The organism is Deinococcus aestuarii, from assembly GCF_018863415.1.
Taxonomy (GTDB): domain Bacteria; phylum Deinococcota; class Deinococci; order Deinococcales; family Deinococcaceae; genus Deinococcus; species Deinococcus aestuarii.
Map to the genome: position 1 here is coordinate 105,843 of NZ_JAHKSN010000007.1, position 26,991 is coordinate 132,833.

Annotated in this window: 20 protein-coding genes and 1 tRNA gene; 7 read left to right on the forward strand and 14 right to left on the reverse strand. The window is 71.4% G+C overall.

Going from position 1 to position 26,991, the window contains the following annotated elements; translation table 11 throughout:
* The 3 genes from IC605_RS11040 to tsaB form a co-directional block, all read right to left on the reverse strand.
* Positions 1–936 (reverse strand): carbohydrate ABC transporter permease, encoded by a 936-nt coding sequence (locus IC605_RS11040; protein ID WP_216323349.1) that lies wholly within the window; start codon positions 934–936, stop codon positions 1–3.
* Between the two features lie 18 nt (positions 937–954).
* Complete coding sequence (locus IC605_RS11045) at positions 955–2,187, reverse strand: ABC transporter substrate-binding protein (RefSeq protein ID WP_216323352.1); 1,233 nt, start codon at positions 2,185–2,187, stop codon at positions 955–957.
* A 171-nt stretch (positions 2,188–2,358) separates the two neighbouring features.
* Positions 2,359–2,931, reverse strand: a complete 573-nt coding sequence (gene tsaB / locus IC605_RS11050; protein ID WP_246580703.1) for a tRNA (adenosine(37)-N6)-threonylcarbamoyltransferase complex dimerization subunit type 1 TsaB — start codon at positions 2,929–2,931, stop codon at positions 2,359–2,361.
* 99 nt (positions 2,932–3,030) lie between these two features.
* Here tsaB and IC605_RS11055 point away from each other — a divergent pair, with 99 nt between their 5' ends.
* Positions 3,031–4,191 (forward strand): citrate/2-methylcitrate synthase, encoded by a 1,161-nt coding sequence (locus IC605_RS11055; RefSeq protein WP_216323358.1) that lies wholly within the window; start codon positions 3,031–3,033, stop codon positions 4,189–4,191.
* 95 nt (positions 4,192–4,286) lie between these two features.
* On the opposite strand, the gene IC605_RS11060 is transcribed toward IC605_RS11055, so the two are convergent.
* The 4 genes from IC605_RS11060 to IC605_RS11075 all read right to left on the reverse strand — a co-directional run bounded on the left by IC605_RS11060 (position 4,287) and on the right by IC605_RS11075 (position 7,045).
* Positions 4,287–4,733 carry a hypothetical protein gene (locus tag IC605_RS11060; RefSeq protein WP_216323361.1) on the reverse strand — a complete coding sequence of 149 codons (447 nt, stop codon included), beginning with the start codon at positions 4,731–4,733 and terminating at the stop codon, positions 4,287–4,289.
* A gap of 76 nt (positions 4,734–4,809) precedes the next feature.
* On the reverse strand, positions 4,810–5,799 hold the full coding sequence (locus IC605_RS11065; protein WP_216323364.1) for an MBL fold metallo-hydrolase: 990 nt from the start codon (positions 5,797–5,799) through the stop codon (positions 4,810–4,812).
* A gap of 39 nt (positions 5,800–5,838) precedes the next feature.
* Entirely contained in the window at positions 5,839–6,306 is a 468-nt protein-coding gene (locus IC605_RS11070; protein WP_216323367.1) for a metallophosphoesterase family protein, read from the reverse strand.
* A gap of 115 nt (positions 6,307–6,421) precedes the next feature.
* On the reverse strand, positions 6,422–7,045 hold the full coding sequence (locus tag IC605_RS11075) for a hypothetical protein (protein WP_246580704.1): 624 nt from the start codon (positions 7,043–7,045) through the stop codon (positions 6,422–6,424).
* Between the two features lie 99 nt (positions 7,046–7,144).
* On the opposite strand from IC605_RS11075, the gene IC605_RS11080 reads away from it, so the two are divergent.
* Positions 7,145–8,782, forward strand: a complete 1,638-nt coding sequence (locus IC605_RS11080) for an outer membrane protein assembly factor BamB family protein (protein WP_216323372.1) — start codon at positions 7,145–7,147, stop codon at positions 8,780–8,782.
* A 240-nt stretch (positions 8,783–9,022) separates the two neighbouring features.
* Here the strand turns inward: IC605_RS11080 and IC605_RS11085 are convergent, their stop codons facing one another.
* The 4 genes from IC605_RS11085 to IC605_RS11100 all read right to left on the reverse strand — a co-directional run bounded on the left by IC605_RS11085 (position 9,023) and on the right by IC605_RS11100 (position 16,423).
* Entirely contained in the window at positions 9,023–10,345 is a 1,323-nt protein-coding gene (locus IC605_RS11085) for a S8 family serine peptidase (protein WP_216323375.1), read from the reverse strand.
* A 435-nt stretch (positions 10,346–10,780) separates the two neighbouring features.
* A complete protein-coding gene (locus IC605_RS11090; protein WP_216323378.1) occupies positions 10,781–14,227 on the reverse strand; it encodes a diguanylate cyclase in 3,447 nt (1,148 codons plus the stop codon).
* Positions 14,208–15,956, reverse strand: coding sequence for a winged helix-turn-helix domain-containing protein (locus IC605_RS11095; RefSeq protein WP_216323381.1), 1,749 nt, complete (start codon positions 15,954–15,956; stop codon positions 14,208–14,210). Before IC605_RS11095 ends, IC605_RS11090 begins: the two co-directional genes overlap by 20 nt.
* Positions 15,957–16,347: 391 nt before the next feature.
* Positions 16,348–16,423 (reverse strand) — tRNA-Ala (locus IC605_RS11100).
* A gap of 129 nt (positions 16,424–16,552) precedes the next feature.
* Here IC605_RS11100 and IC605_RS24610 point away from each other — a divergent pair.
* From IC605_RS24610 to IC605_RS11130, 4 genes are all read left to right on the forward strand, one after another.
* Positions 16,553–19,225, forward strand: coding sequence for an IMP dehydrogenase (locus tag IC605_RS24610; RefSeq protein WP_246580705.1), 2,673 nt, complete (start codon positions 16,553–16,555; stop codon positions 19,223–19,225).
* A gap of 70 nt (positions 19,226–19,295) precedes the next feature.
* Positions 19,296–19,865, forward strand: a complete 570-nt coding sequence (locus IC605_RS11120) for a dienelactone hydrolase family protein (RefSeq protein ID WP_216323384.1) — start codon at positions 19,296–19,298, stop codon at positions 19,863–19,865.
* 72 nt (positions 19,866–19,937) lie between these two features.
* On the forward strand, positions 19,938–20,594 hold the full coding sequence (gene trhA, locus IC605_RS11125; protein ID WP_216323387.1) for a PAQR family membrane homeostasis protein TrhA: 657 nt from the start codon (positions 19,938–19,940) through the stop codon (positions 20,592–20,594).
* 129 nt (positions 20,595–20,723) lie between these two features.
* Entirely contained in the window at positions 20,724–21,641 is a 918-nt protein-coding gene (locus tag IC605_RS11130; protein ID WP_216323390.1) for a manganese catalase family protein, read from the forward strand.
* A gap of 69 nt (positions 21,642–21,710) precedes the next feature.
* Here IC605_RS11130 and IC605_RS11135 read toward each other — a convergent pair whose 3' ends face one another.
* From IC605_RS11135 to hslO, 3 genes are all read right to left on the reverse strand, one after another.
* Positions 21,711–22,322, reverse strand: a complete 612-nt coding sequence (locus IC605_RS11135; RefSeq protein WP_216323392.1) for a site-2 protease family protein — start codon at positions 22,320–22,322, stop codon at positions 21,711–21,713.
* Between the two features lie 122 nt (positions 22,323–22,444).
* The gene (locus tag IC605_RS11140) at positions 22,445–23,572 is read right to left on the reverse strand and encodes a tRNA nucleotidyltransferase/poly(A) polymerase family protein (RefSeq protein WP_216323395.1); all 1,128 of its coding nucleotides are present in this window, start codon (positions 23,570–23,572) and stop codon (positions 22,445–22,447) included.
* Positions 23,573–23,950: 378 nt separating this feature from the next.
* Positions 23,951–24,862, reverse strand: a complete 912-nt coding sequence (gene hslO / locus IC605_RS11145; RefSeq protein WP_216323398.1) for an Hsp33 family molecular chaperone HslO — start codon at positions 24,860–24,862, stop codon at positions 23,951–23,953.
* 312 nt (positions 24,863–25,174) lie between these two features.
* On the opposite strand from hslO, the gene IC605_RS11150 reads away from it, so the two are divergent.
* A complete protein-coding gene (locus IC605_RS11150) occupies positions 25,175–26,968 on the forward strand; it encodes an ABC transporter substrate-binding protein (protein WP_216323401.1) in 1,794 nt (597 codons plus the stop codon).
* Positions 26,969–26,991: the final 23 nt, after the last annotated feature.

Sequence of the window (26,991 nt, forward strand, 5' to 3'; positions counted from 1 at the left end):
TCAGCCCTCCCCGCCGCGCACGAAGCGCACGTAGACGAGCGTGACGGCGAGGCTCACCGCGAACAGCGCCACGCTGAGGGTCGCCGCGTACCCGAAGTCCAGAAACTCGATGCTCGTGCGGTAGATGTAGACGCCGAGCGTTTCCAGAAGTCCCTGCGCCGGGGCCTGCTGGATGAACGTGTACGGGATGTCGAACACCTGCACGGCGCTGATCGCCCGGAAGATGAAGGCCACCGCGAGGCTCGGCGCGAGCAGCGGCAGGATCACCCGCCAGAAGGTCTGCACTCGCGTCGCCCCGTCCACGTCCGCCGCTTCCGTCAGCTCGCGCGGGATGCCCTGAAGGCCGCCCAGCACAATGAGGGCGACGAAGGAACTCGTCTTCCAGACAATCGTGATCACCATCGCCACGACCGCGAGTCCCGGGGTCGAGAGCCAGCGCAGGGGCTCCCCGACGATGCCCGCCCGCACCAGCACGTCGTTCACCACCCCGTACTGCCCGTTGAACAGCCAGGCGAAGATCAATCCCGTGATGACGGGCGGCATCGCCCACGGGAGCAGCAGGGCCACCCGCGCCAGCCCCCGCACCCGGCTCGGCGTGTGGGCGAGCAGCGCCATCGGAATACCGACGAGGAAGGAGCCGCCCACCGTCAGCACCCCGAAGAAGAGGGTGTTGCGCAGGGCGGTCAGGAAGCGCGGGTCCTGCACCATCTGCGCGTATTGCCCCAACCCGACGAAGGGCGTGCCCGCCCACGGCTCGGTCAGCTTGTTCACGAACAGGCTGTCGCGGAAGGTCGTCAGCATGGGAAAGAGCAGCACGCCGCACAGCAGCAGGGCGGCGGGGGCCAGGAGGAGGGCGGCGAGCAGCCCGTCTCCCCCCCGCCTGCGCCGCGACCGGGGAGCGGGGGCCGTGCCGACGTTGCCCGCCTCAGTGCGCAAGACCGGACCTCCCTTCCCTCACTTCAGCACGCCGCCCAGGTCGCGCTGCATGTCCTTCAGGGCCGCGTCCACCGTCTTGCTGCCCGCGACCGCCGCCGACACGTTGTTGCGGATGATCTCCGACACGCGCGGATAGGCGGGCGTGATGGGCCGGGGCCGCGCGCCCGTCACGATGCGGTAGAGGTCCTTGAAGTGCGGGTTGGCGGCGAGCACCGCCCGGTCGTTGTAGAGGCTGGCGCGCACGGGGAGGTAGGCACCCTTGACCGCCATCTCGCGCTGCACGTCGGCGCTCGCCATGAATTGCAGGAGTTTCGCGGCGGCGGGCTTGTTCCGGCTGTACGCGCTGACCGCCCACTGCCAGCCGCCCGTGCAGGTGGCGGTGGCGTTCTTGCCGAAGGCGGGCAGGGGGGCCACCCCCACGTCGCCCTTGACCCGCGTGGGCTGCGGGCTGTTGCCCTGGAAGTGCGCCCAGGCGTAGCTCCAGTTCAGGCCGAAAAGGACGCTGCCCGCCTGGAACTGCTGGCGCGAGTCGTCGGTCTTCATCTCGGCGCTGGCAGGAGGCGCGATCTTCGTCTTCACCGAGTTCACGAGGAAGCCCAGCCCCTGCCGCCCCGCCGGGCTGTCCACCGCCCCCACGTTGCCGCCCGCCGTCCACAGCGTTTGCAGGAAGTTGCAGACCGTCCCCTCGATGGGCGCCCCCTGGAAGTTGAAGCCCTGAAGGTTTCCGCCCTCCGCCTTCTGGATGCGCGCGGCGGTCGTGGCGAGTTCGTCCCAGGTGCGCGGCACCTTCGCGTTGTACTTCGCCAGGAGGTCCTTGCGGTAGTACAGGAACTGCGCGTCGGTGAAGGCGGGCATCGCGTAGAGCTTGCCCCCCACCGTCGCCGCGTTGATCGGCCCCTTCAGGAAGGCGCGCAGGTAGGCGTCCTTGCTCGGCAGGTAGGCGTCGAGCGGCTCGGCCCACCCGGCGGCGGCGAAGGTCGCGGTCCGCACCACGTCGATCAGGAAGACGTCGAGGCTGGGGTCCCGCGCGGCGAGGACGGTCGTGAGGTACTGGTTTTGCGCCTCGCTCGTGGCGCCGCCCGTCTCGATCTTCACCTCGATATTGGGGTTCTGGCGCTCGAAGCGGTCGAAGAGGGGCTGGAAGATTTCGGGTCGCTGCTGGCTCCCCATGAACACGGTCAGGGTGGTGGGCGCGGCGCTGGCGGCTCCCGTGAGGGCGAGGAGGGCGGTGAGGGTGAGGCGGGTACGCATGGAAAACCTCCGGTGCTGGGGTGGTGGCCCAGGGGAAAAGACGACCGAATCTGTCAACCATCAGGAACCAGCAGGCTGCCCCGATGTGCCGGGGTAACGCGAGGAACTGTCGTTGCTCCTCCAGAGTAGAGCGTGCGCGCCCCGCACTCCACCCTCCGGTCCACCTTCGCCTCAGAGGTACGCGAGCGACCACTCCGCCCGCCCGTGCCCCAGCCCGGCTTTCAAGAGGGCGAGCCCGTCCGGCGGGGTATCCCGGTGGTGAGGCAGCCCGGCGGCGAGCGCCTCGAACTCCTCCAGGGGCCGTTTCGCGGGGGGATGGATCACGTCCGAAACGGCGCCCCCTCGCACCCCGTACATCGCCCCGTAGACCTGCCCGCGCCGCGCGTCCTGGGAGACGGCGACCCGGCCCTCCGGCGTCTCCCCACCTGGTCCGCGCACCAGCCCCTCCAGGGTGGAGACGCCGAGGACGGGCACGCCCCACGCCCGCCCCAGCCCCAGCGCGTAGCTCGCGCCCACCCGCACCCCCGTGTACGAGCCCGGCCCGGTGCCGATCACGATGCGGTCCGCCCGGAAGGGGAGCCCGGCCTCCCCGAACATCGCCCGCACCGCGTCGGCGAGGCGTTCGGCGTGGGCGCGGCCCACCTCCTCGGAGAATTGCCGCTCGCCGCCCGGCCACATGACGGCCAGCGTGAGGAAGGGCGTGGCGGTGTCGAGGGCGAGGGTGACGGGGGGGGCTCCAGGCATCGCGGGCATTCTAGGCCCGGCCCGCCTTGTCACCCCTCCAGGAACGTGAGGTTTGCCGCGATCAGCCCCGGCGCGGCCCGGTGGTATGGTGATCGCATCATGACGAACATCGCCAAGGGGCTGGAAGGCGTGCTCTTCACCGAGAGCAAACTCACCTTCATCAACGGGACGGAGGGCATCCTCACGCACCTGGGCATCCCGATTCAGGAGTGGGCGGAAAACAGCACCTTCGAGGAGCTGTCTCTCGCCCTGCTCGACGGCGGGCTTCCCACCTCGGGCGACCTCGCGGCCTTCGACGCCGAACTCAAGGCCAACCGTGCGGTGTCCCCGCAGCTTCTGGAGGTCATCGCCGCGATGCCCCGGGGTGTGCACCCCATGCAGGCGCTGCGCACCGCCGTCTCCTACCTGGGCCTGCTCGACCCCCAGGCCGAGGAGACGACCGAACAGGCCCGCCGCGCGATCTCGGTCCGGATGATCGCCCAGTTCGCCACCGTGATCGCCGCGATCTACCGGGCGCAACAGGGCCAGGAGGTCGTGGCCCCCCGGCAGGATCTCACCCACGCGGGGAACTTCCTGTACATGCTGACGGACAAGGAGCCCAGCCCCGAGCAGGCCCGGCTCTTCGACATCGCGCTCGTGCTGCACGCCGACCACGGCATGAACGCCTCAACCTTCACGGCGATTGCCACGAGCTCCACCCTCAGCGACATGTACTCGTGCATCACGTCGGCCATCGGGGCGCTGAAGGGCCCGCTGCACGGCGGCGCGAACGAGGCCGTGATGGACATGCTCGACGAGATCGGCACGCCGGACAGGGCCGCCGAGTACATCACGGGCAAGCTCGACCGCAAGGAAAAGATCATGGGCGTGGGCCACCGCGTCTACAAGTCCTTCGACCCGCGCTCGCGGGTGCTGCGCGACTACGCCGAGCACGTCGCCAACAAGGAGGGCAAGAGCCACTATTACCAGATTCTCGAAGTCATCGAGAAGACGGTCGTGGACCGCATCGGCTCCAAGGGCATCTACCCGAACGTGGACTTCTACTCCGGCACGGTGTACTCCGACCTCGGCATCACGAAGGAATACTTCACGCCGATCTTCGCCCTGGCGCGCATCAGCGGCTGGTGCGCCTCCGTGATCGAGTACACGCGCGACAACCGCCTGCTGCGCCCCGACGCCGTATATACGGGAGAAAGCGATCAGCATTACGCGCGCATCGAGGAGCGGGGCGGGCAGGAGTTGCAGCGGGCGGAGGGGTAAGGCCAGGAGGCAAAAAACCAAAAACGGAGGGCCGGAGCTGGGGTGCTCCGGCCTTTTGCAGTTTCCTTTCTCCGTCGGGGAGGACTTCACCCTCCCTACGCGCTCATCCCCTTGCTGCCGTGCAGGGTCCGCTCGACCGCCTCGGTGACCTCCGCCTCGAAGCGGCGCAGATGTTCGCGCAACCGCTCCAGCTCGGTGGGGCCGAGGTCGCGCAGCCACAGCACGGCGCGGCCCAGCACGGCGAAGGTGAGGGGGGAGTCGCCCTCCTCATCCTCGTCGTCCACGGGATCGAGGTTCAGGGAGCCGTAGTCGAGGCCCTGGTTCATCAGGTTCATGCCCATCAGGATGTCGGGCAGCGAGTCTTCCTCGACGTACAGGTCGAGGTCGAGGTGCAGCCGCACGATCACGCCGCCCCGGTGGTCGGGGTCGGCAAAGAGGGCCACCCGGCTTTCCCCGTTGCGGACAAGCGCGCCGTCCTCGACCGTCTCGACGGCCATGCCGCTCGCCTGGAGCGCCCGCACGATGCGCTGGAGTTCCGTCATGCGGGCGAGTATAGAGCGGGTGCCTACGGGCGAAACGGCCCGTGGGCACCTTGGAGGAACCCTGCCCCCGTCGCCCTCAGCCGTGGTACACCCACGCCCCACCCTGCCACGTCCGCGCCAGTTGCCCCAGCAGGTGCAGGTGTTCGGCGTGCGCCAGCGTCTCGGCGAGGGCGAAACGGCGCCCGGCAGTGTTCAGGTCGCGGGGGAACATCGCCAGGGAGAGGCGGTAGGCGTCGCGCGGCTCCTTCTGCGCCTCCTCGCGGATGAAGTCCAGCCGCTCATGGTGGTGCCCCCGCAGCTCCCGGGCGCGGGCCTGCACCCCCTCCATAACCGGGCCGTGGTGCCCGACGACCGCCCGGGCGGGGTTGAGGGCTTCCAGCTTGCCGAGCGTCTGGAGGTAGTCGCCGAGGGGATCGGGCCGCGTGTAGGCGTAGAGGCCCACGTTCGGGCTGATGCGCGGCAGGATGGCGTCCCCGGCGATCAGCAGGCTTTCTTCCGCGTTCCACAGCCCCAGGTGCCCGTCGGCGTGGCCGGGCAGCCACAGCACCTCCCACTCCCCGCCCGCCAGGGGGACGTGCTGGCCCTCGCGCAGGGGCTGGACGCGGCTCGCCGGGTGGACGCGCGCCTTGCCGCGGCGGCTGTCGTGCTCCAGCGTCTCGATCAGCTCACGTGGCAGGCCGTGGTCCCGCATGTGCTTGATGTGGCCGGGCAGCCACTCCTCCCACAGGTGCCAGTACCGCTCCCCGCGCCCGATCTCCACGTCGAGCATCTGCACCGCCGCGCCGCTGCGTTCCTCCACCACGCCCGCCAACCCGTAGTGGTCGGGGTGGTGGTGGGTCACGATCACCCGCTCCACGTCCGGCCAGTGCAGGCCGAAGGCGCTCAAGCCGTCCTCGATGGCCTGCCGGGCTTCGGGCGTGTCGAGCGCCGTGTCGATCAGGGTGACGGGACCCTGCCGGGGCGCGTCGATCAGGACCGTCACGGTTTTCATCGGGTAGGGGATGGGCACCTGGAGGGCGTGCAGGGTGCCGAGCACCGGGGTCAGGGCGGGGGCGGAGGCGGTCATGTGGGGCAGGCTACCACCGGTCCTGGTCAACGGTCCCCCTCACGCCTGCAAGGTCAGCGGCTCCACTCGGACGCCGCCTGCCCCGTTCAGGTGCAGCCACGCGCACGCCACCGGCAGCGAGAAGCGGCGCGGGCCGACCGAGCCGGGGTTGAGGTACGTCACGCCGTCCCGCTCCTCCACCCTCGGCTGGTGGGTGTGCCCGCTGATGACCAAGCGGATGCCCGCCGCGCCGGGGGAGAGGTCGAGGTCGTTCAGGTCGTGCAGAATGTATGTTCCTGCGCCTTCAAGCTCGACGAGCAGGGTTTCTGGCAAGTGGGAGAGAGGCGGCGTGCGGTCCACGTTCCCGCGCACGGTGTGGACGGGGCCGGGGGTCGCCTCCCGTAGGGCGGTCAAGACCTCCGCCCTCCCCACGTCTCCCGCGTGGAGCACGGCATCCGCCTTCCGTGCCAGGGCCAGCACCTCCGGCCGCAGCAGCCCGTGGGTGTCGGAGAGGACGAGGACGCGCATGGGGGAAGTCTAGAGGGTGGAAGGAGAACGGAGGCCCAACCTCCAGACAGCCCCAGTTTCACCGGGCAAGAAAAACGCCCCCCGTGAGGAGGGCGCCATCGTCCGAGGGTCCCGCTTACAGACGGCGCTGGATCGACTGGAGGCTGGGGCTGTCGGCCCAGGCCTGGCCCTGCTGCACGTAACGGCGGGCGGTGTCGCGGTCGCCGCGCTGAAGGGCGATGTAGGCGAGCTTGGCGGCGCTGAGCGACGCGAGCTGCTTTTCCTGATCGCTCAGGTTGCCCAGGCGGCTCCAGGCGTTGTAGGCGTTGATCCACCACTGGGTCTTGGTGTAGAGCTGCGCGAGGTACGCCTGGTAGTCGCGGTTGGTCGCTTCCTGATTCGCCGCGTAAAAGGCGTGGGTCACGGACGCCTTCCAGAGGGTGCGGTCGAAGAAGGGCACCGGGTAGGCCACGTCGGCCTGCACCGCGAGTTCCTGGGCGCGGGTGAAGTTGTCGGACGCACTCAGGGTGGAGGGGTCCACCTCGGTGGCGGGCGCGGCGGTCGTGGTCTGGGTGGTCGTGGTGCTCGTGTCGGTCGGCGCGGTCGTCGTGTCCGTCTGGGTGGTGCTCGTGCTGGTGGTGTCGGTCTGGGTCGTGCTGGTGTCCGTCTGGGTCGTCGTGTCGGTGGACGGCGTGGTGGTGTCCTGCGCGGCGGCGAGGCCAGCGAGCGCGAAGGCGGTCAGCATGAGAATCTTTTTCATAGCGAGTCGCATCTTAAGACGCTAGCCTGGCGGGCGTCCACCGACCCCCACCCCCTGTAAAGGGCCCTTAAAGGGACTGTAAAGGAGCTCACCTTCACCATGAGGACACCCCTCTCGCTCGCCTTCCTGCTGCCCCTCACCCTCTTTCCCGCCCTCGCCCAGACGCCCGGGGCGCCGCCGGTGACGTCGCTCGGCGACCTCAAGGTGGTGTCGAGCGTCGCCGTGACGGAAGGCGGCGACCTGATCTTCGTGGGCACCGACGCCCGGGTCCACCGCACCGACACCCGCGGCACCGAGCGGTGGAACTTCGGGGTCGGCGACCTGGGCCGCGCCCACCCGGTCATCACCCCGCAGGGCACGGTGATCGCCGCCTCGTACGACGATTCTGTCTACGCCCTCGACCCCACCGGCAAGCTCTTGTGGAAGACCAAGCTCGACGGCGACCTCTTCGCCAGCCCCGCCCTGCGCCCCGACGGCAGCGTGATCGTCGCCACGGCGGGGGGGACCGTGTACGCGCTCTCGCCCCAGGGCCAGGTCGTCTGGAGTTTCAAGGTGGGCTCGCCCGTCTTCAGCAGCCCCGCCGTGGCGGCGGACGGCACGATCTACTTCGGCGGCCAGAACAACTCGCTCCACGCCCTGACGCCGAACGGCCAGTTGAAGTGGACCTTCCGCGCCGGGTCCACCGTCTTCAGCAGCCCCGCGCTCGACGCCCAGGGCAACGTCTACTTCGGTTCCGGCGACCGCCGCATCTACTCGGTCGCCCCGGACGGCAGGGTGCGCTGGGTGCGTCCCACCGGCCTTTTCGTGAACGCCAGCCCCATCGTGACGGGCGGCGGGCTGGTGGTCGTCGGCAGCTACGACGGCAACGTCTACGCGGTGAGGACGAGCGGGGAGGACGCCTGGGTCTACCCCACCGGGGCCCCGGTCGCCGCGTCTGCCGCCGAGCTGAGCGACGGGACCCTGGTGGTGGGCGACCTGCAAGGGACGGTCCACGCCATCGGGCCGAACGGCCAGGGCCTCTGGAAGATTGCGACCGGCAAGAAGATCGACACGCCCGTCGCGGTGAGCGACCAGGGCACCCTGTACTTCTCGGGCGAGGGCGGGGCCCTGAACGCCATCGAGAAGCAGCGGCCCCTCGCCGACGGGCCCTGGACGAGTTTTCGCAACGTGCCCACCGGATGGGGCCGGGTGCTGACGGCGGGCGAGGCCGCGACCCGCACCGCCGCCAAACGGGCCGCCGCGACCGCCGTGCTGGCGGGGACTCCCCCGCGCGGGGCGACGCCCCTCCCGGTCCCGCCGCGACCCGCGGGCCCCGCGCCCGTGACCCCGGCCCCGCCGCCGGCCCTCACGCCCGAGCAGTACGCGCAGGCGGCGGGGCGGAGCGCCCGCACCCTCGACGGTCAGGTGTACCTGCCCCTGCGCGAGCTGACGGGCGCTCTGGGCACCCCGATCCGGCTTCTCACCCCGCGCACCGCCACCCTGACGCTGCCCGCCGGAAACGGGGTGCAGGCCGCGCTCTCGGGCGTGCCGGTGCCCGTGCGCTACGTGGACCGCGCCCCCTTCGTGCCGCTCGCCGCGCTGGCGGAGCTGCCCGGCGTCACGCTCGCCGCCCGCCGCGCCGCCGGGGTGAGCGTCACCCTGGCGGGGCGCACCGTCACCCTGCCCCTGAACGTGCCCGCCCTCACCCCCCTGCGCGGCCAGCCGGAATACCCGGCGCTGATCCGGCGGGGCGGCTGAGCGGGAGGGGGCCCGCCCCAGACACGGGACCGGACAACGAAGAGGCCCGCCATTTCCGGCGGGCTTTGTTCGTGATGGGTGGGAGGACCGGGCTTCAGGTCGCCAGGGGCTTCGAGCGGGTGTCTTTCCAGATGCCGCGACTTCCGGCCCGGAGGGTCCCGGCACGCGGCCGGGGGACGTGGGGGGGATGGGGACGGGCGGGCACGGCGGGGCGGGGGGGGGGCGTTGACATGGGGGGCCTCAGCGGTAGGTGTCCACGAACGCGGCGACGTTGAGCGTGCCCGCGCCGAGTTTGCTCTTGAAGGTCGGGTCGAGGTGGGCTCTGGCGGTGGCGCGCAGGTCAGTGACCAGCCGGGCGGGGCTGGTGACCCCCGCCGACATCGCCAGGGCGAGGGCGCCCGACACGGCGGGGGCGGCGAAGGAGGTCCCGGTCGCGCGGGCCACCTGATTGCCCGGGAAGGTGGTGAGGATCTCCTCGCCGGGGGCGGTCAGGCTCATGTTGGCGCCGTAGTTCGTGAAGTCCGACTTGTACAGCCCCGGGCCCACGCTGCCCACCGCCAGCAGACCGCTGCTCGCCGGGAAGGTCAGGCTGCCCACGTTCCGGGCGGGGTAGACCATGCCCTCGGTCCCGTCGTTGCCGCTGGAATTCACCACGAGCACCCCCTGGGCGAGCGCCCCGGCGATCACCGTGTTCAGGGCGACGGAGTCGCCAGCGGCGCCCAGCGAGAGGTTGATCACCCGGGCGCCGCTGGCGACGGCCCGGTCGATGGCCTGCACCACCCGCGACACCGGGGCGCTGCCGTCGGGGCCGAGCACCCGCAGGGGCACGATCTTCGCGTTCGGGGCGATTTGCAAGATCACGCCCGTCACCGCCGTGCCGTGCCCGTACTTGGCGCCCCCGCTCTGTTCTTCTTGCGGCACGGCGTCCCCGTCCACGTAGTCCCAGCCGGAGGCCGCGTCGATCCGGCCCTGGAGCAGGGTGTGGCCCAGGTCCACGCCCGTGTCGAGTACCGCGACCCTCACGCCCAGGCCGCGCTCGGGAACGAGCTGCTGGGCCTGGGGCAGCCCGAGGGCGCTCCAGTAGGCCACCGCGCGGTCCCAGTCGGCGGCAGGCAGGATGTTCGCCCCGCCCGCCCAGGCATTGATCCCTCCGGCCCACGCGTTGATCCCCCCGGCCCAGGCGTTGATGCCCAGCCCGCTCGCCTGGGGATCACCCGGCGCACTCAGCCTCACGTCGGCTTCGACCGTCATCGTCTGGACTCCCAGCGCCCGCAGGCTCTGGCCGCTCAGGCCCGTTCCCGCCGTCTGGTGGTCCTGGCCGGGCAGCGAGAGGATGGCGTACCCGGCCGCCGGGTCGAAGCTCAGAATCTGCGCCCCGGGCGTGGCGGCCAGGATCGCCTCACGTGTCACTGACTGTTGGATTCGCAGGGTGGCGATGCGGTGGTCCCCGCCCGCCGTCGCGGCCGAGTCCTGCGCGGGCGCGGCGGGCGCGCCGCACGAGGTGATCGCCAGGGTCGTCATCACCAGCGCGAGGCAGGAGAGGGTTCGGGCTTTGGTCTGCATGGTCGGTCCTCCTTGGAGCTGAGCGTGGGTCTTTCCCGGGCTCACGCCTTCATGGAAAAGAGTCTGGGCCCGTCGTGTGACTCCCCCGTGACTTCCCGGCCGTGCGGCGGGGCCCCCCGGCGGGTGGATTCGACCCGCCCAGGGCCCTCCCCCCGCGCCCCCGTTTCGGCCCGCCTGTTCATCTGGCTGTCACACAAGGCGTGGTCCCGGCGACCGGAGACGCGGGCCAGCGCGGGTGGGCCGCGCAGGGAGAGACCGACCGGCCGACCCGGTGGACGTTCTTCTCCTCCCGTCCGGGGCCAAGGCGCGGCGGACGGGGGACGGGCCGACCTGATCCTGAAGAACGCCGTCGCGGGCGCCCGGGAGGAGACCGGCGCCCGCACGGGTGGGGGAGGTGCTGGCTTACGGCCCCCGGCCGTCTTCCGGGGGTCCCGGTCAGGCCGAACCGGCGCAGACCCGGTCGCGTCCGGAATGCTTGGCCTGGTAGAGACGCTCGTCCGCCACCGAGATCAGGCGCTCGTGGTTGGGGCTGTGCGCGGCGGCGGCGACGCCGATGGAGAGGGTCACCCTCAGGTGGGGGTGGATCTGCGACCAGTCGAAGGCGTGGACGAGGGCCCGGACCCGCTCGCAGATGCGCTGGCCCTGGTGGAGTTCGGTGCCGGGAAAGACGAGCAGGAATTCCTCCCCGCCGTAGCGCCCGACGGCGCCCGGGGACCGCACCGCCTCCCGGAAGAGCCCGGCGATGGTCCGCAGCACCTGGTCGCCGACGAGGTGCGAGAACTGGTCGTTGATCCCCTTGAAGTGGTCCACGTCGGCCATCGCCACGCACAGCGGCCGCCCCTGGACCCGGCCCTGGAGGAACTCGTGTTGCAGCAGACCCTCGATGTGGCGGCGGTTGAACAGCCCGGTCAGACCGTCTTCCGACAGTTGCCGCTCCAGCAACCGGGACTGCTCCTCGAGCATGTTCACCAGGCTGCTCTTCTCGCTGTTGACCCGCTCCAGCGCCTCGTTGGCGCTTGCCAGCTCGATGGTCCGCAGGCGGTAGATCTGCGCCTCGGCCTTGGCCCGCTCGACATCGAGCTGGGTCATCAGGGCGCGGGTCTTGAGGGCCGCCGTGTGGTTGAAGATCTCGCGCTCGACCTCGTGGTGGCGCCGGTAGAGTTCGAACGCCTCCTGGTGACGGCCTTCTTGCGCGCACAGCTCGGAGAGGCCCAGGTAGACCGGAAGCTGCAACTCGCGCAGCTCCAGCTCCCGCGCCTGCCGCAGGGCCTCCTCGTAGGACGCCCGGGCCAGGGTGAGGTCCCCGGCCTGGTGGTGCACCCCGCCGAGCTCGAAGTGGTGCCAGGCCTCGTAGGTGGTGAGGCCCTCGGCCCGGGCGTCCGCGATGGCCTGCGCGAGCAGGGCCCGGCCTGCCTCCGGGTCACCCAGCCGCGCCGCCGCCTTGCCCGCGACGGACAGCGCCCGGTTTTTCTCGGGGAGGTTGCCCGTCTCCTCGGCGAGCGCTACGGCGGCCTGCGCCGACCGGGCCGCCCGCTCGATCTCGCCGAGGTCGAAGGCGATGTTCGCCCGGGTGTTGAGCGCGCGGGTGTGCGCCCTCACGTCCCCGGCCGCGCGGTAGAGGCCCAGGCTCTCCTCCACGAGTTGCCGGGCCTTGGTCAGGTCGCGCCCCTGGGAACTCAGGGTGGCGAGGTTGTGCAGGCAGTGCGCCTCCCGCAGCCGGTCGCCCTCCTCACGCGCGATCCGCAGCACGACCGCGAGGTGGTCGGCGGCCTTGTCGTACTCGTGCAGGCTGCTGTACACCCCCGCGATGAAGTTCGCGCAGTCGGCCTGCATGGCCCGGTCCCCGGTCAGGATGGCGAGGTCCAGCCCCTGCGAGAGGTGCCCCAGCGCCGCCTCGTACGCCCCCTCGACGAAGCGGTAAAAGCCCACCGTGCGGTGCGCCGCGCCCAGCACCCGCTCGTCGCTCGCCCCGCGCGTGAGGTCCAGCCCCCGCTCGGCCAGCCCGGCGCCGGTCTTGGGATCGCTCTGCCGCAATGCCCAGGCCTGCTCCAGCAGCGCCAGCCCCTCCCGGTGTTCGGGGGAGGCGGCCCCGGCGGGCGGCGCGTGCGGGGCCGGGGTCAGGGTGCGGGGCAGCAGCAGGGGGGCGAGCGAGGTCTGGTTGCTGGCGACGAGCGCGAGCAGCCGGTCGACCACCTCCGCGTCGAAGTGCACCCCCGAGAGGCGCCGGATCTCCGCCAGCGCGTCTTCCACGGCCCAGGCCTCCTTGTAGGGCCGCTCGCTCGTCAGGGCGTCGAACACGTCGGCGACCGCCACGATCCGCCCGGTGACGGGGATCGCGCTGCCCCTCAGCCCGCGCGGGTAGCCGCTGCCGTCCCAGCGCTCGTGGTGGGTCAGGGCGATCTCCTCGGCCATGCGCAGCAGCCGCGACGTGCTGCCCTCCAGCACCTTGGCCCCGATCACGGTGTGCAGCTTCATGCGCTCGAACTCCTCGGGGGTGTAGCGCCCGTTCTTGAGCAGCACGTCGTCGCCCACCCCGATCTTGCCGATGTCGTGCAGCCGCGCCGCCCAGCGGAGCAAGTCCACCTCCTCGGGCGGCAGGCCGAGCGACTGCGCGAGCCACGCGCTGAGTTCCCCCACCCGGCGGGTGTGCTGCCCGGTGCGGTCGTCGCGGTACTCGGCGGCCATGCCGAGCCGGGTCACGATCTCGATCTGCACGGCCTCCAGCTCGGCGGTGCGCACCCGCACGGTCTCCTCGGCCGCCAGCCGGGCGTGCTGCGAGGCGTCCCCGAGCTGGCGGTACATCTCGGCCTCGCGCCGGGCCCGCTCGGCCTCGAAGCGGGCCGTCAGCGACTGGGCCTGCCGCTCGCTCTCCTCGGTGAACAGCTCGCGCTCCAGGTCCCGGAAGGCGCGCAGGTAGGGGTAGGCCTCGGCCCCCCGCCCCCGCGCCTCCAGGCCGGTGAAGAGCGCCTCGAGGATGCTGAGCCGGGAGGCGTGCAGCCCGTGGGCCGTGGCGAGGGTGAGGGCCGCGCGCAGGTGAGCGGCGGCGGCGTCCGGCTCCCCCCGGCGAAACTCCAGCCGCCCCAGGCTGAGCAGGGCGCCCATCCGGCCCTGCACGTCCCCGGCCTCCTCGGCCCAGAAGAGCGACTGGCGGAACATCCCCGAGGCGCTCTCCACGTCGCCGCCCTCCAGATGCACCTGCCCGAGGTTGTCGTGCAGGTCGGTGAGGTGCCGGGTGAGGCCCTCGCGCCGCGCCCGCTCGATGGCGTGATGCAGGGTCCGCGCCGCCCGGTCGTGGTCGCCGAGGTCCTTGTGGGCGAGCCCCAGCATCCCCAGGGCGCCGAGCTCGGTCTCGAGGTCGCCGCAGCCCCGCGCGGTCTCGAGGCCGCCCTCCAGAAAGGGCAGCGCCTGGGCGGCCTGCCCCAGGGTCAGGAAGGTGTGGCCGATGTTCACCCGGCACGCCGCGCGCAGCTCCGCCGGGATTTCCAGGTACTGCTCGCCGAGCTGCTGGCACTGGGAGAGCGCCGCGAGCGCCTCGGCGTGGGCGCCCAGGTTCGCCCACAGCATCCCGAGGTTGTTCAGGCACTCGGCCTGCCCCACCCGGTCACCGCCCCGGGCCCGCAGCTCGGCCTCGCGCCCCTGCGCCGTGGCGGCCGCGCGAAACTGCCCCGAACGCTGGGCGGCGGCGGCGAGCAGCGAGAGGGCCTCGACCTCCCGGCCGTCCTCGCCCGCCTCGCGCGCCGCCTCCGCGTAGGCCCGCGCCGCCTCCACGAGGTCGGTGTCCGGCCCCCCGGCGGCCAGCGCCGCGCAGCGCTCGGCGTGCCCGGCGAGGTCGCCGCCCGGGAGGGCCGCGGGCCCGGCCACCTCAGTCCCGCGCGTGGACATGGCCCCTCTCCCCGGGCGCGGCGCCGGGCAGCCCGGGTGCGAGGCGGGCGAGGGCCAGCCGCAGCAGGTCGGAGGAGGTGCGGGCGTCCCCCGGGCAACTCACCTGCGAGGAGCACAGCTCCAGCGGAAAGGGGGCGTGGCGGGCCAGGCTCGCCAGCACGGGCCGCAGCCGCTCGCGCCAGCCCTCCAGGCCCGGTGCGGGGGGGCCCGGCGCGGGGAGGAGGGGCGCTTGGGGGGGAAAGCGCAGCAGCACCGCGAAGGTCGCGCCGTTGAGGCGGTAGACCCGGTCCTCGGTCCGGCGCGTCTCGCGCAGCGTGGCGGCCAGTCTCAGGATCATGTCGTTGCCGCCGGCGTACCCCACGGTGGCGTTCAGCGAGCGGATGTTGCCGATCTCCACCAGGGCCAGCCCGAACCCCGTCCCGTGCCGGGCGCTGTAGGCCACCTCGCCCGCGAGGTCCGCGAGAAACGCCTGGCGGTTGCCCAGCCCGGTGTCCTCGTCGGTCAGGGCGGCCGCCTCCAGCGCCTCCAGGTACAGCAGGCGCGCGAGCGTCCGCGTCACCGACCCCACGGCGGTGGGGAGCAGCGGGCTCGCCTCCCCCGGTCCGGGCGGTCGCCCCGCCTCGTCGTAGGGGTGGAGGGTGACCTCCCCGCCGCCCGCCTCCGGGGGAAAGGGCCGGTGGGGGGGCGTGCCCGGCGTCCCGTCCGCCCGCAGGCAGGTGGGCGCCGCGCCGCGCCCCGGCAGCCACGCCGCGCAGGCGGTCGTGCCCGCCAGCCGCGCGAGGACCGGGAGGGCCGCCGCGAGCCCCTCGGCGACGCCCCCCGCCCCCTCCAGCCGCCGCGACAGCTCGCCCAGGGCCTCCTGCTCGGCCCCCGCCCGCGCGAGGGCCTCGGTGCGGCGCCGCACCCGCTCCCCGAGGTCGGCGGTCAGGGCGCGCAGCTCCTGCTGGGCCCGCACGCGCTCCTCGGTCTCCAGGCACAGCCGCAGGGCCGAGTGCACCAGGGCGGCCACCGCCTCGAGCTGGGCGCGCGCCCCCGCGTCCCACCCGGCGCCGGGCTCGGCGAGAAGGGCCAGGGTCGCCCAGTGCCCCACGTCCGGCCCCACGAGGGGCAGCAGGGCAGCGGCCCGGGCGCGCCCCCCGCCTTCTCCCCCGAGGTAGACCGGGCCGCTCCCCTCCGGAACGGGCAGGGCCAGCCAGTCGGCGCGGGCGTCCCCACAGGTCTCCCGGACCTCCCAGCCCGCGCCCGCCGCCCCCAGCAGGGCCACGGCGCTCACCCGCAGGGGAGGGGCCAGCACCCCCCGCACCTCGCCGAGCACGGCCCGGGGGGTGCTGGCCCCCAGGACCCGGCGCCCCACGCCGAGGAGGGTGCGGGCGTCGGCGGAGAGGTGGGCGAAGTGGGGGAGGGCCTGGCGCCCGTCCGGCCGCTCCGGGCGGCGGTACCCCCCGCCGCGCACCGTCTCGATCACGTCGTCCCGGAGCTTGCGGCGGATGCGTTTGACGTACACGTCCACGATCCGGTCGTCTCCCCCGAACGCCACGCCCCAGACCCGTTCCACGATCTCAGCGCGGGTAAAGAGCCGCCCCCGGTGCCGCGACAGCAGCTCGAACAGGGCCTGCTCGCGGGCGGTCAGGGCCGCGCGGCCGGCCGGGCCGCGCCCGCCCACGCCGGGTTCCGGGTCGTCGGGCAGGCGGAAGGCCGGGGCTGGAGGGTGAGGAAGGGTCCGTGGCATAGCGGCACGTGGGCGACCCCCCACAGGACTCACCGTTCCGCCGGGGGGAGGAAGGGCAGATGTGAAGTTCGCCTCACCCGGGTATCTTGCCAGCCGTCCACTTACAGACTTCTCGCAGACCCGCACGGGGGCGGCCTACGGGCATTTCCCCCGTTCCATGAGGACGACGCGGCCCGCCCACGCCCGAAGCCCGGGAATGTGGTTGCCGGCTTCGCCCGGTCGTGGACCGAGATCAGGAGGTGGCACGCCCGTGGGCTCCGCGAAACGGCGGGTGAAGAGCGCCGGGGCCGGCCGGGACGTGGCGCCCGCTCTCCGCCTCCCCGGAGGACCCCGACCGGCCGTCTGCTCGGCGGGGGCAACGAACAACCCGCACCGAAGTGCGGGCCTTGGTTGGTGGAGTCGAGGGGGATCGAACCCCTGACCTCGTCATTGCGAACGACGCGCTCTCCCAGCTGAGCTACGACCCCATGAACTGTCTGCCCCGGGCGGGCGAGGGAGAATCTAGCATGGGCTTCGGGAGCCTGCAAGGGGTCCGGGGGAGGCGGTGTGGACGCCCTCACCCCGCGCCGGGGGAGGGGAGGGGTACACTCCCCCCCATGACGAGCCTGACCCCCGAGGCCACGCCCCCCGCATCGATCGGCCAGCCCGGCGCGGGCGAGCGGGAGGGCCGCTTCGCCTACAAGTTCGGCCAGGAGGGCATCACCTTCGACGACGTGCTGCTGCTGCCCCGCCACTCCACGGTCTTGCCGCACGAGGTCAGCGTGGAGACGCAGCTCACCCGCCGGGTGCGGCTGAACATCCCCTTCGTGTCGGCGGCGATGGACACGGTGACCGAGACCGCGATGGCCGTGGCGATGGCCCGCGAGGGCGGGATCGGCGTCGTGCACAAGAACATGCCCGTGGACGCCCAGGCCGAGATGGTCCGCAAGGTCAAGCGCAGTGAGAGCGGCATGATCGTCGATCCCATCACCCTGCCCCCCCACGCGACGGTCGGGGACGCCGAGCGCATGATGGGCGAGTACCGGATCAGCGGCGTCCCGGTCACCGACCCCGCGGGCAGGCTGCTCGGCATCATCACCAACCGCGACCTGCGCTTCTTGGACGACCCCGCCACGCCGATTGGGGACGTGATGACGCGCGAACACCTCGTCACCGTCCCGGTCGGCACCACGCTGGAGGAGGCGCAGGAGATCTTCAAGCGCCACCGCATCGAGAAGCTGCTCGTCACCGATGAGGGTGGCTTTCTGAAGGGCCTGATCACCATCAAGGACCTCACCAAGCGGGTCAAATACCCGCGCGCCGCGAAAGACAGCCTGGGCCGCCTGCGGGTCGCCGCCGCCATCGGCGTGGGGGCCGACCTGATGGACCGCGCCGGGGCCCTCGTCGCCGCCGGGGCCGACGTGCTCGTCCTCGACAGCGCGCACGGCCACAGCCAGGGCATCCTGAACGCCCTGACGCGGGTGAAGGATCATTTCGATGTGGACGTCATCGCGGGGAATATCGCCACGCGGGCGGGGGCGAGAGATTTGATCGCGGCGGGGGCGGACGCGGTGAAGGTCGGCATCGGACCGGGCTGCTTCGCCGCCGGGACCCGGGTGCTGATGGCGGGCGGGTATTACAAGAACATCGAGGACGTGCGGGTCGGAGACCGGGTGCTCAACATGCACGGGCGACCTGTCACGGTGGTGAATTCGTGGTGTACGGGCATCCGGGAGGTCATCGCACTGCGGCACGTCCACGCCCCGCGCGAGACACTGGTCACGCCCGATCACCGCTACTGGGTGGGCGACCTGAGCACGGTGAGCGCGGCGTCGGTGAGTTCGAGAGGGTATGCCCGTGCACTGGCCCAGCCGACCCGTCTTGGCGAGAGCAAGCTCAGGTGGAAGGCGGTGGGTGAGGCAGAGGGCGACGTGTTCCTGATGCCCCGCCAGCTCCACTTCGAGCTGCCCGACTCGCTGGAGATCAACCTGGGGGACTTCGCCGTCCGTCAGGGGCAGCTCCAGCGGCGGTACCAGACACAGATTCGGGAGAGTTATGACCTGGGCTACCTGTTCGGCACTTTCCTGGGCGACGGGCACGCCTTCCTTAATCACAATGGCAGCGAGACCCGCACGGGCTCGGAGGTCGGCCGGGTGGATTGGTTCTTCTCGCACGAGGAGGGGGAGATAGCCGACAAGGTGAGCGCCGCAGTCGAGAGGGTGACGGGCGTGCGCCCGGTGCGCAAGGATGACGGCAACCTGATTCGCCTGTACCTCTACTCCCTGCCCTGGGCTCGCCTCCTCGCAGGATTCGGCAAGCGGGAACACAAGGGGTTGCCTCACGCCTATCTGGTGAAGGACGAGGCGTACCTGCGCGGTCTCAAGGACGGCCTGATCGACAGCGACGGTTATATCGCCGCCGACGGTCGCCAGTGTTTCGTCAACACCTCACGCGCATTGCTGGAGCTGTTCGGGCTGCTGTGCCACCTCATCGACGGCAGCCTGCCGAATATGCACGTCGAGCCCGGCAACCTCGGCGGTCTCCAGGGTGTCAAGGGCGAACTGCTCGACTCCTACCGCGCCCGCCTGAACGTCTCGCACGCCGCCCGGCAATTTCCCGACTACAGCGTCGTCAAGCCCCTCTCGCGCCGTGACCTGAACCTCAGCCTGCCCGTCTACGACATCGAAGTGGACTGCCCGACCCACAGCTTTATCGCCGACAACGCGGTCGTCCACAACAGCATCTGCACCACCCGCGTCGTCACCGGCGTCGGTGTCCCCCAGATCACCGCCATCTTCGAGGCCTCCGAGGCCGCGCTGGAAGCGGGCGTCCCCGTCATCGCCGACGGCGGCATCAAGCAGACGGGCGACGTGCCCAAGGCCATCGCCGCCGGGGCGAGCGCGGTGATGATGGGCTCCATGCTCGCGGGCACCGACGAGGCCCCCGGCGAGGTCGTGCTGCGCGACGGGCGCCGCTACAAGAGCTACCGGGGCATGGGGAGCCTGGGCGCGATGGATCAGGGCTCGAGCGACCGCTACTTCCAGTCGGGCAGCCGCAAGTTCGTCCCCGAGGGCATCGAGGGCATCATCGCCTACCGGGGCCGGGCGGGCGAGGTCCTCTACCAGTTCGTCGGCGGCCTCAGGAGCAGCATGGGCTACTGCGGCGCCCCCGACCTCGCAACCCTGCGCGACACCGCCCAGTTCGTCCGCATCACGGGCGCGAGCCTGATCGAGAGCCACCCGCACGGGGTCACGATCACCAAGGAGGCGCCGAACTACGGGGGGAAGTAGGAGTTTTGGGGGCGCACGACTCTTCCCCAAGACGCCACAGGCTGACGGCAATTCCCTTTAGCCTTCGTGCATGGCCGAAATCTTGCTGTTCCACCACGCACAAGGTCAAACTCCGGGATTCCTCGCCCTCGCCGACGAGTGGCGGCGGGCCGGGCATGTGGTGCACACGCCCGACCTCTACCACGGGCGGACCTTTGACACCCTGGAGGCGGGCGTCGCCCACGCCCGGGAACTCGGGTTCAGCCACCTCCTCGAAGCGGGGGTGCGTGCCGCGGACGACCTGCCCTCCGGGTTGGTCTACGCCGGGCTATCGCTGGGGGTGATGCCCGCGCAGCGGCTGACCCAGACCCGCCCCGGGGCGCGGGGAGCCCTGCTGCTCCACGCCTGTCTGCCCGTCTCGGAGTTCGGCGAACACTGGCCCGCGGACGTGCCCGTCCAGATTCACGCGATGGAGGCCGACCCCTATTTCGAGGAGGACGCGGAGGCCGCCCGGGCGCTCGTTGGGTCGGCGAGTCGAGCGGAACTGTTCCTGTACCCGGGGGACGAGCACCTGTTCACGGATAGCAGCCTGCCCGCTTACGATGCCGCGGCCACCTCCCTCCTCCTGCGACGTGTGGGGGACTTTCTCAAGGGGAACTGAGGCTCCGCCGCCTTCCGCGTACTGCGTCCCAACCCCCACACCCCCGCGCCCCCACCCCTTACCCTGGAGGGCGTGAAGCGTCTCCTCACCGCCCCGCGCGAGCCCGTCAACGCCCTCACCCACTGGGGCGGGGCCGTGGCGGCGCTGGTCGTGCTGGGGCCGCTGCTGGGGTGGGCGGGGGCGCGGGGGCTGGCCCTGTGGCCTTTTCTCGTCTTCGGGCTGAGCATGGTGGTGCTGTACGCCGCCTCGGCGAGCTACCACTCGTTCGGAGGAAGCGAGCGGGGGCTCTTGTGGCTGCGCAAGCTCGACCACGCGGGCATCTTCCTCCTGATCGCGGGAAGTTACACGCCGGTCGCGTACTACGGGCTGGAGGGAGTGTGGCGTGACGGCGTGCTGGGCGTGATCTGGGGCATCGCGGTCACGGGGATCGTCCTCAAGCTCGTCACCATGCGGCTGCCGCGCTGGGTGAGCACGCTGCTGTACCTGGGGATGGGCTGGATCGCCCTGGGGCTGCTGCCGCAACTCGCGCGCAACCTGCCGCCCGCCGCGCTCGTCTGGCTGGCGGTGGGTGGGGTGCTGTACTCCATCGGCGCCGTGATCTACGGGACGCGGCGCTGGACTCCCCGCCCCGGAAGTCGCTGGCAGCACTGGGGCTTCCATGAAATCTGGCACCTGTTCGTGCTGGGCGGCACGGGCGCACACGTGGCGATGATGTTTCACCTGCGCTGAAGGCGGGCGCTCCGGGCCCCCGGCTGGAGCTTTCCTTCACCCAGCGGGTGGGGGACGGCGGGGGTAGGGTAGGCTCCCGACAATCCGGCTCTTTCACGTCGGTGGTCCTTTCCCTGGAGGTTCCCGCCCATGTTCTTGCGTATCGACAAACTCCAGTTCGACCTGCCGCTTCCCAACGAGAAAAACCCCAACGCCGCCGCCACCGTGCAGGAACTCTTCGGGGGCCGCTTCGGCGAGATGTCCACCCTGATGAACTACATGACCCAGTCGTTCAACTTCCGGGGCAAAAAGGAACTCAAGCCGTACTACGACCTGATCTCCAACATCGCCGCCGAGGAGCTGGGGCACATCGAACTCGTCGCCGCCACCATCAACGCCCTGCTGGCCGGGCCGGACGTGAAGAGCCGCGAGGAGCCCGTCGATCCCACGACCACGCCGCTCGACTTCGCCATCGGGATGAGAAACGCCCAGAACTTCATCGCAGGCGGCCCCGGCGCGATGGTGCAGGACTCGCGCAACATCCCCTGGACGGGCGACAACGTGTTTTCCAGCGGCAACCTCGTGCTGGACCTGCTGCACAACTTCTTCCTGGAGAGCGGCGCCCGGCAGCAGAAACTGCGGGTGTACGAGGCGGTCTCCGACCCCGTAGCCAAGGCCCTGACCGGCTACCTCCTCGTGCGCGGCGGCGTCCACCAGGTCGCCTACGCCAAGGCGCTGGAGACGCTGACGGGCGTGGAAATCACCAAGATGCTCCCGGTGCCCCACATCGAGACGGCCAAGATTCCCGAGTCCAAGCGGCTGATGGATCAGGGCATCCACCTCAAGCTCTACCGCTTCAGCCCCACCGACTACACCGACATGGGCAAGATCTGGAAAGGTCCCCACCCCGACGACGGGCAGGAGGTCTACGTGACCGACGAGCTGCCGACCGGCGGTGAGACGGTGGACGGCGGGCACGACTCGGCGGAGTTCTCGCCCGAGTACAGCATGGACGAGATCATGGAGATCGCCAAGAACCTCCACAAGAAGTCCGGGCTGGCCGACTGAGGTCGGACACCTAGCCAAAAAGAAAGCCCCCGGCCGCGTGCCGGGGGTCTTGACTTGCTCCAGTCGGCCTCAGCGCAGCCCGACGATGCCGAAGACCCACCCCTGCACCGTGCGGATGATGTTGCCGATGGGCCCCTGCGCGATGAAGATGAAGAGCATCACGATCACGAAGCTGAAGGGCTGGGCCTCGAACTGGGCGAGGCTGCGGCCCAGCGAGGGGATCAGGGCGCCGATGATGCGGCTGCCGTCGAGCAGCGGAATCGGGATCAGGTTGAAGACGGCGAGCACGACATTCACGCTCAGGACGGTCGAGAGCACCGCGACGGTGAACTGGCTGGGCGGCAGGAAGCGCAGGAGCAGGGCCATCAGGAGGGCGATCAGGAGGTTGCTGATGGGCCCCGCCGCCGACACCCACAGGGTTCCCCAACGCCCCAGGTTGTTCGGGTTGATGGGCACGGGCCGCGCGAAGCCGAAACCCGCGATCAGCAGGAGCAGGGTGCCGAAGGGGTCGAGGTGCTTGCCGGGGTTGAGGGTCACGCGCCCGAAGCGCCGGGGCGTGGGGTCGCCGAGGCGGTCGGCGGTATAGGCGTGGGCGAACTCGTGGACGGTCAGGGACAGCACGAGCGCCGCCGCAATAATCACGAACTGAAGGGGGTTCGTGGTCAGGAGACTGAGCAGCATATGGGGCGCATTGTACGGGCGGGTGCGACCGGGTACGGGATGGCCCCTTACCGAGGAGGTTCAGACTGCCGCCACAACCGGTGTGCCCCGTGGCCCAACGGTGGGCAGATTCGACGAACTGCTCAGGAGGATCGCGTGCCCAGGTATTCGGCGAGGGCGGCCCGTTCCTCGTCCCGCGAGCGGACCTGCCCCGCCCGGCGCAGGGCGGCAAGGTGGGCGAGCGCCGCCCCGACGGCGGGACCGGGCGGCACACCGAGCGCGAGCACGTCCCGCCCGGTGAGGGCCGGATAGGCGTCCGGGCGGAGCAGGGTGCGCAGCACGCCCTCCGGGGTTCCAGGCGCGGCGGGCGCGTCCCCCAGCGCGCGGGCGAGGAGCGCCCCCGGCCTCGCCCCCAGACCGAGCCGGGCGGCGAGCGCGGCGGGGTCGGGAGCGGCGGAGAGGAGCGCGGCCCCGTACACCTGGGGGGCCTGGGAAGAGAGGGGCTGCCCCGCGTCCTGCTGGGCGTCGAGCGACTCCAGCCGTTCAAGGGCTCCGGGCGGGAGCAGCCCACCCGCGCCCCACTCCTCCAGCACGCGGGCGGCCCGGCCCGGCCTCGGCTCGTCCAGCAGGAGGCGCATCTCCGCGTTCAGGCGGGGCGTCCGGTCGGCCATCGCCAGCGCGTCCGGCACCTGCCGCCGCAGCTCGGGGTGGGCCGTCAGCCCCAGCCGTCCGGCGAGCCGGGCCCCGCGCACGAGTCGGCTGGCATCCTCGTGCAGGGAGAGGGGATGCAGGGGCCGCAGCGTCCGCGCCTCCAGGTCCTCCAGGCCGCCCACCTCGTCGAGGAGGGTGACGGCCCCGCCGGGGTCCACGAGCAGCGCGAGCGCGTTCAGCCCGAAGTCGCGCCGCCGCAGGTCGTCCCCCAGGGTGCCGGGCTCGGGCACCGGGTTCTCCCCCGGCACCGGGTAGCTCTCCCGCCGCGCCCGCACGAGGTCGGCGCGCCGCCCATCCGGCAGGGTCACCGTCGCGTTCCCGAAGGCCGGGTGGACGAGGTGGGGCAGGCCCGTTCCCGCCGCGAGCGTCCCGGCCTCCGCCCCCTCGACCACCACGTCGAGGTCGAGGGGTGTCTCGCCCAGCAGGGCGTCCCGCACCGCCCCGCCGACGAGGGCGACCCGCGCGTCCCCGCCCGCCCGCCGCGCGAGGGCCGTGAGCCACGCGCGGTCCTCCGCCTGGACCCGCTCCCACGCCCGGGCCGCGAGGGCGCCGTCTTCCACCCTCACGGGAAGGGACGGGGGGTGGGGACGACGGCGTGCGCAGGCGGTGGCGACGCGAGGATCGGTCGGTTCATGACGCCCATTATCCGTGGTCGCCGTTGGCTGGGCGAGGTCCACCCCACCGACCGGCGTGCGCCTGCCCACCGATATGGACGGCGGCGTCCGGCACGACCGCCAGCACCCTGAACGTCACGGCACCGGGGCACCCTTGGCTGGAGTCGTGGTGCACGGTGGACCACCTGGGACGGTGGTGCGCCCGCCTCCCCCTGCCTCCCCGAAAGAGCGGGCACGTCTTCCCACCTTGACCTCTCCACAAAGAAGCGGAGCACGGGGGAGGTCCGCCCATGCTCCGCTGATCGGGGCTGCTGCGAAACGCTCCTAAGCCTGCGCCCGCTCCGGGGCCGCGTCGAGGGTGGCGATCTCGGCGGGGGTCATCTGGTAGTGCTCGCCGCACCAGTGGCAGACGATTTCCTGCCCGCCCTCCTCGATCATCTCCCGCCGCTCGCCGGGCGCGAAGAACTTCAGGCTGTCGAGCGCTTTCCCCCGCGAGCAGCGGCACTGGAAGCGGGCAGGCTGGGCCCCCGGCGCCAGCGTCAGGTCCAGGCCCTCGGCGGCGGCCTGCATGGTTTCCAGCAGGCTGCCCCGGCGCAAGTGATCGGTGAACTGCCCGATGGCGCGGATGTTCGCCTCCAGCCGGGCCAGCGTCTCGTCCCGGACGCCGGGCATCGCCTGCACGAGCAGACCGCCCGCGCGGGCCACCCGGCCCCCCTCCTCGTACACGCCGAGCAGCACGGCGTTGGGAATCTGCTCGGACACGCCCAGGTAGGTGCTCACGTCCTCGGCGATCTCGCCGCTCACGAGTTCCACGCTGCCGGTGTAGGGCTCGCCGTTGTCGAGGAGCCGCGTGACGGCCAGCTCACCCTCCGTGCCCACGATGCCGCTCACGTCGAGCTTGCCGTCCGAGGCGCGGACGGGCAGGTCGGCGCCGGGCTCGCGCACGTAGCCGCGCACCTTGCCGTCCGCGCTCCCCTCCGCCACGATCCAGCCCACAGGGCCGCCGCCCTGGACCCGGACGGTCACCCGGCTGTCGGGCTTCTTGCCCAGCACCACCGCGAGCAGGGCCGAGGCGGCGAGCGTCCGGCCCAGCGCGGCGGTCGCCGTCTTGCTGAGGTGGTGGCGCAACCGGGCCTCCTCGACCAGGGCCGTCGCGTCGATGCCGACGAGGCGCAGGGTCCCGCCCGCCGCCGTGCCGCGCAACACGAAAGAATCCGCATGGGCGTTCAAAGTCATTAGGAAACCTTACACGAGCACACTCAAGGCGGCTGTGGGAGGGCTCGCATTCGGCGGACACCTGTGGAGGTCCAAGGAGAAGAGGCCCCCACGCAGCCCGGGTGAGGGGAACGTCCGACTCACCTTTCGTGAGCTTGGCACCCTCTGATTTCCAGTTGTTCATCTCGCTCATGAATCTTGAACGGAACCGGGAAGAGCCCTCACGTGCGGCCCCTACCCTGACCCATCAAGACCGTCCGGGTGGGCGGCCCTTGCCATGAACCCTCCGCTCGAACCGTGTGTCCGGTTACACGAGCGCCCCCAGGAGCCACCATGAAGAAATCCCTTCCCCTCCGCGCCGCCGCCCTCGCCACGCTCGCCCTGGCGCTCGCGGCCTGCGACAACCGGAACGCCAACAATAACAGCGGCGGCAACACGTCGGCAGGCGGCACCACGTCCCAGGCGGGCGGCGCGAGCGGCACCCTGGTCGTGCAGGAGAGCGCCGACATCCCGACCCTCGATCCCGGCACGACGTACGACACGTCGAGCGGGCAGGTCGTCGAGAACCTGTACGAGACGCTGTTGACCTACCAGGGGAGCAGCCTCTCGGAGCTGCGGCCCCTGCTCGCCACCGAGTGGACGGCGAGCGAGAATGGGCGCGAGTACCGCTTCACCCTGCGGGAAGGCGTGAAGTTCCACTCGGGCAACAGCTTCACGTGCGCGGACGCCGAGTACACCTTCCGGCGCAACCTCGTGACGAACACGAGCGACAGCGGCAACTGGTTTCTCTCGGAGAGCCTGCTCGGCACCGGCAGCAACGCCAACGACGACCAGTCGATCACCTGGGAGCGGATCACGAACGCCGTGAAGTGCGACGGCGAGACGCTGGTCTTCACGCTGCCCAAGGTGGACCCGGCGTTTCTTTCCAAGCTCGCCTACACCGGCCAGAGCATCGTGGACAGCGAGCACGCCAAGGGACTCGGCGAGTGGGACGGCACCGAGGCGACCTGGAAGGCGGCGGTGGGCAAGGACCTCACGGGCAGCCCCCTCGCGCAAAACCCCAGCGGCACGGGCGCGTACCGCTTCCTCCAGAAGACCTCCAGCGCCCTGACCGCCGAGGCCTTCGCGGACTACTGGGGCGAGAAGGCCACGATCAAGAACGTGATCCTTCAGGTCGTGCCCGAGCAGGCGGCGCGGCAGCAGGCCTTCTTGCGCGGTGACGCCGACCTGATCGAGACGGGCGGGCGGCCCATCGTGGAAGAGCAGCTTCGCGGCCAGCCGGGGGTCGCCGTCCTCGATGACCTGCCCGACATCAGCGCGTTCGGCATCTCGATGAACCAGGACATCAAGGACGCCTCGCTGCTCGGGAGCGGTCAGCTCAACGGGCAGGGCATCCCCGCCAACTTCTTCAGCGACGTGGACGTGCGGCGCGGCTTCGTGGCCGCCTTCGACGTGCCCACCTACATCAAGGAGGTGCAGGGCGGCAAGGGCGAGCCGCGCAACTTCCTGCTTCCCGAGACCTTCTCGGGCTACGACGCGGACCTCGCGGCGCCGGAGTTTAACCTCGATGCCGCCCGGCAGGCGTTCCAGCGGGCGTGGGGTGGCCGGGTGTGGCAGCAGGGCTTTACCCTGACCGCCACCTACCGTGCCGGGAGCGTACCCGCCCAGACCGCGATGGAGCTGCTCAAGCGCAACATCGAGTCGCTCAACCCCAAGTTCCGGGTGAACATCCAGCAAAAGCAGTGGAGCGAGATCCTCGAGGACGGCGGCGCCGGGCGTGAGGTCATGATCATCACGGGCTGGGCCCCCGACTACGCCGACGCCGACAACTTCGTGCACACCTTCTACGCCAGCGACGGGTACTACCAGCCCCGGTTGAACTTCAAAGACGCGCAGATCGACGGCTGGATTCGGGAGGCGCGCACGATCACCGACGCCGAGCGCCGCAACGAACTGTACGGCCAGGTCGCCCGCCGCGCCCTCGATCAGGCCTACTACGTCCTGATGCCGAGCAACCCCGGCATCCTCGCCTACCGCGACACCCTCCAGGGCATCAGCCGCGAGAACTTCAACCCCATGCTCGCCTTCCGCACCGGGACCTACTGGAAGGACCTCAGCAAGTCGTAGGCCGCCTGTCTCCCCGGGGCCGC

Bases quoted from the DNA above. Each gene is read 5' to 3' on its own strand.
- IC605_RS11045 (WP_216323352.1), bottom strand. From the start codon at position 2,187: ATGCGTACCCGCCTCACCCTCACCGCCCTCCTCGCCCTCACGGGAGCC.
- tsaB (WP_246580703.1), bottom strand. From the start codon at position 2,931: ATGCCTGGAGCCCCCCCCGTCACCCTCGCCCTCGACACCGCCACGCCC.
- IC605_RS11055 (WP_216323358.1), top strand. From the start codon at position 3,031: ATGACGAACATCGCCAAGGGGCTGGAAGGCGTGCTCTTCACCGAGAGC.
- IC605_RS11060 (WP_216323361.1), bottom strand. From the start codon at position 4,733: ATGACGGAACTCCAGCGCATCGTGCGGGCGCTCCAGGCGAGCGGCATG.
- IC605_RS11065 (WP_216323364.1), bottom strand. From the start codon at position 5,799: ATGACCGCCTCCGCCCCCGCCCTGACCCCGGTGCTCGGCACCCTGCAC.
- IC605_RS11070 (WP_216323367.1), bottom strand. From the start codon at position 6,306: ATGCGCGTCCTCGTCCTCTCCGACACCCACGGGCTGCTGCGGCCGGAG.
- IC605_RS11075 (WP_246580704.1), bottom strand. From the start codon at position 7,045: ATGAAAAAGATTCTCATGCTGACCGCCTTCGCGCTCGCTGGCCTCGCC.
- IC605_RS11080 (WP_216323372.1), top strand. From the start codon at position 7,145: ATGAGGACACCCCTCTCGCTCGCCTTCCTGCTGCCCCTCACCCTCTTT.
- IC605_RS11085 (WP_216323375.1), bottom strand. From the start codon at position 10,345: ATGCAGACCAAAGCCCGAACCCTCTCCTGCCTCGCGCTGGTGATGACG.
- IC605_RS11090 (WP_216323378.1), bottom strand. From the start codon at position 14,227: ATGTCCACGCGCGGGACTGAGGTGGCCGGGCCCGCGGCCCTCCCGGGC.
- IC605_RS11095 (WP_216323381.1), bottom strand. From the start codon at position 15,956: ATGCCACGGACCCTTCCTCACCCTCCAGCCCCGGCCTTCCGCCTGCCC.
- IC605_RS24610 (WP_246580705.1), top strand. From the start codon at position 16,553: ATGACGAGCCTGACCCCCGAGGCCACGCCCCCCGCATCGATCGGCCAG.
- IC605_RS11120 (WP_216323384.1), top strand. From the start codon at position 19,296: ATGGCCGAAATCTTGCTGTTCCACCACGCACAAGGTCAAACTCCGGGA.
- IC605_RS11130 (WP_216323390.1), top strand. From the start codon at position 20,724: ATGTTCTTGCGTATCGACAAACTCCAGTTCGACCTGCCGCTTCCCAAC.
- IC605_RS11135 (WP_216323392.1), bottom strand. From the start codon at position 22,322: ATGCTGCTCAGTCTCCTGACCACGAACCCCCTTCAGTTCGTGATTATT.
- hslO (WP_216323398.1), bottom strand. From the start codon at position 24,862: ATGACTTTGAACGCCCATGCGGATTCTTTCGTGTTGCGCGGCACGGCG.
- IC605_RS11150 (WP_216323401.1), top strand. From the start codon at position 25,175: ATGAAGAAATCCCTTCCCCTCCGCGCCGCCGCCCTCGCCACGCTCGCC.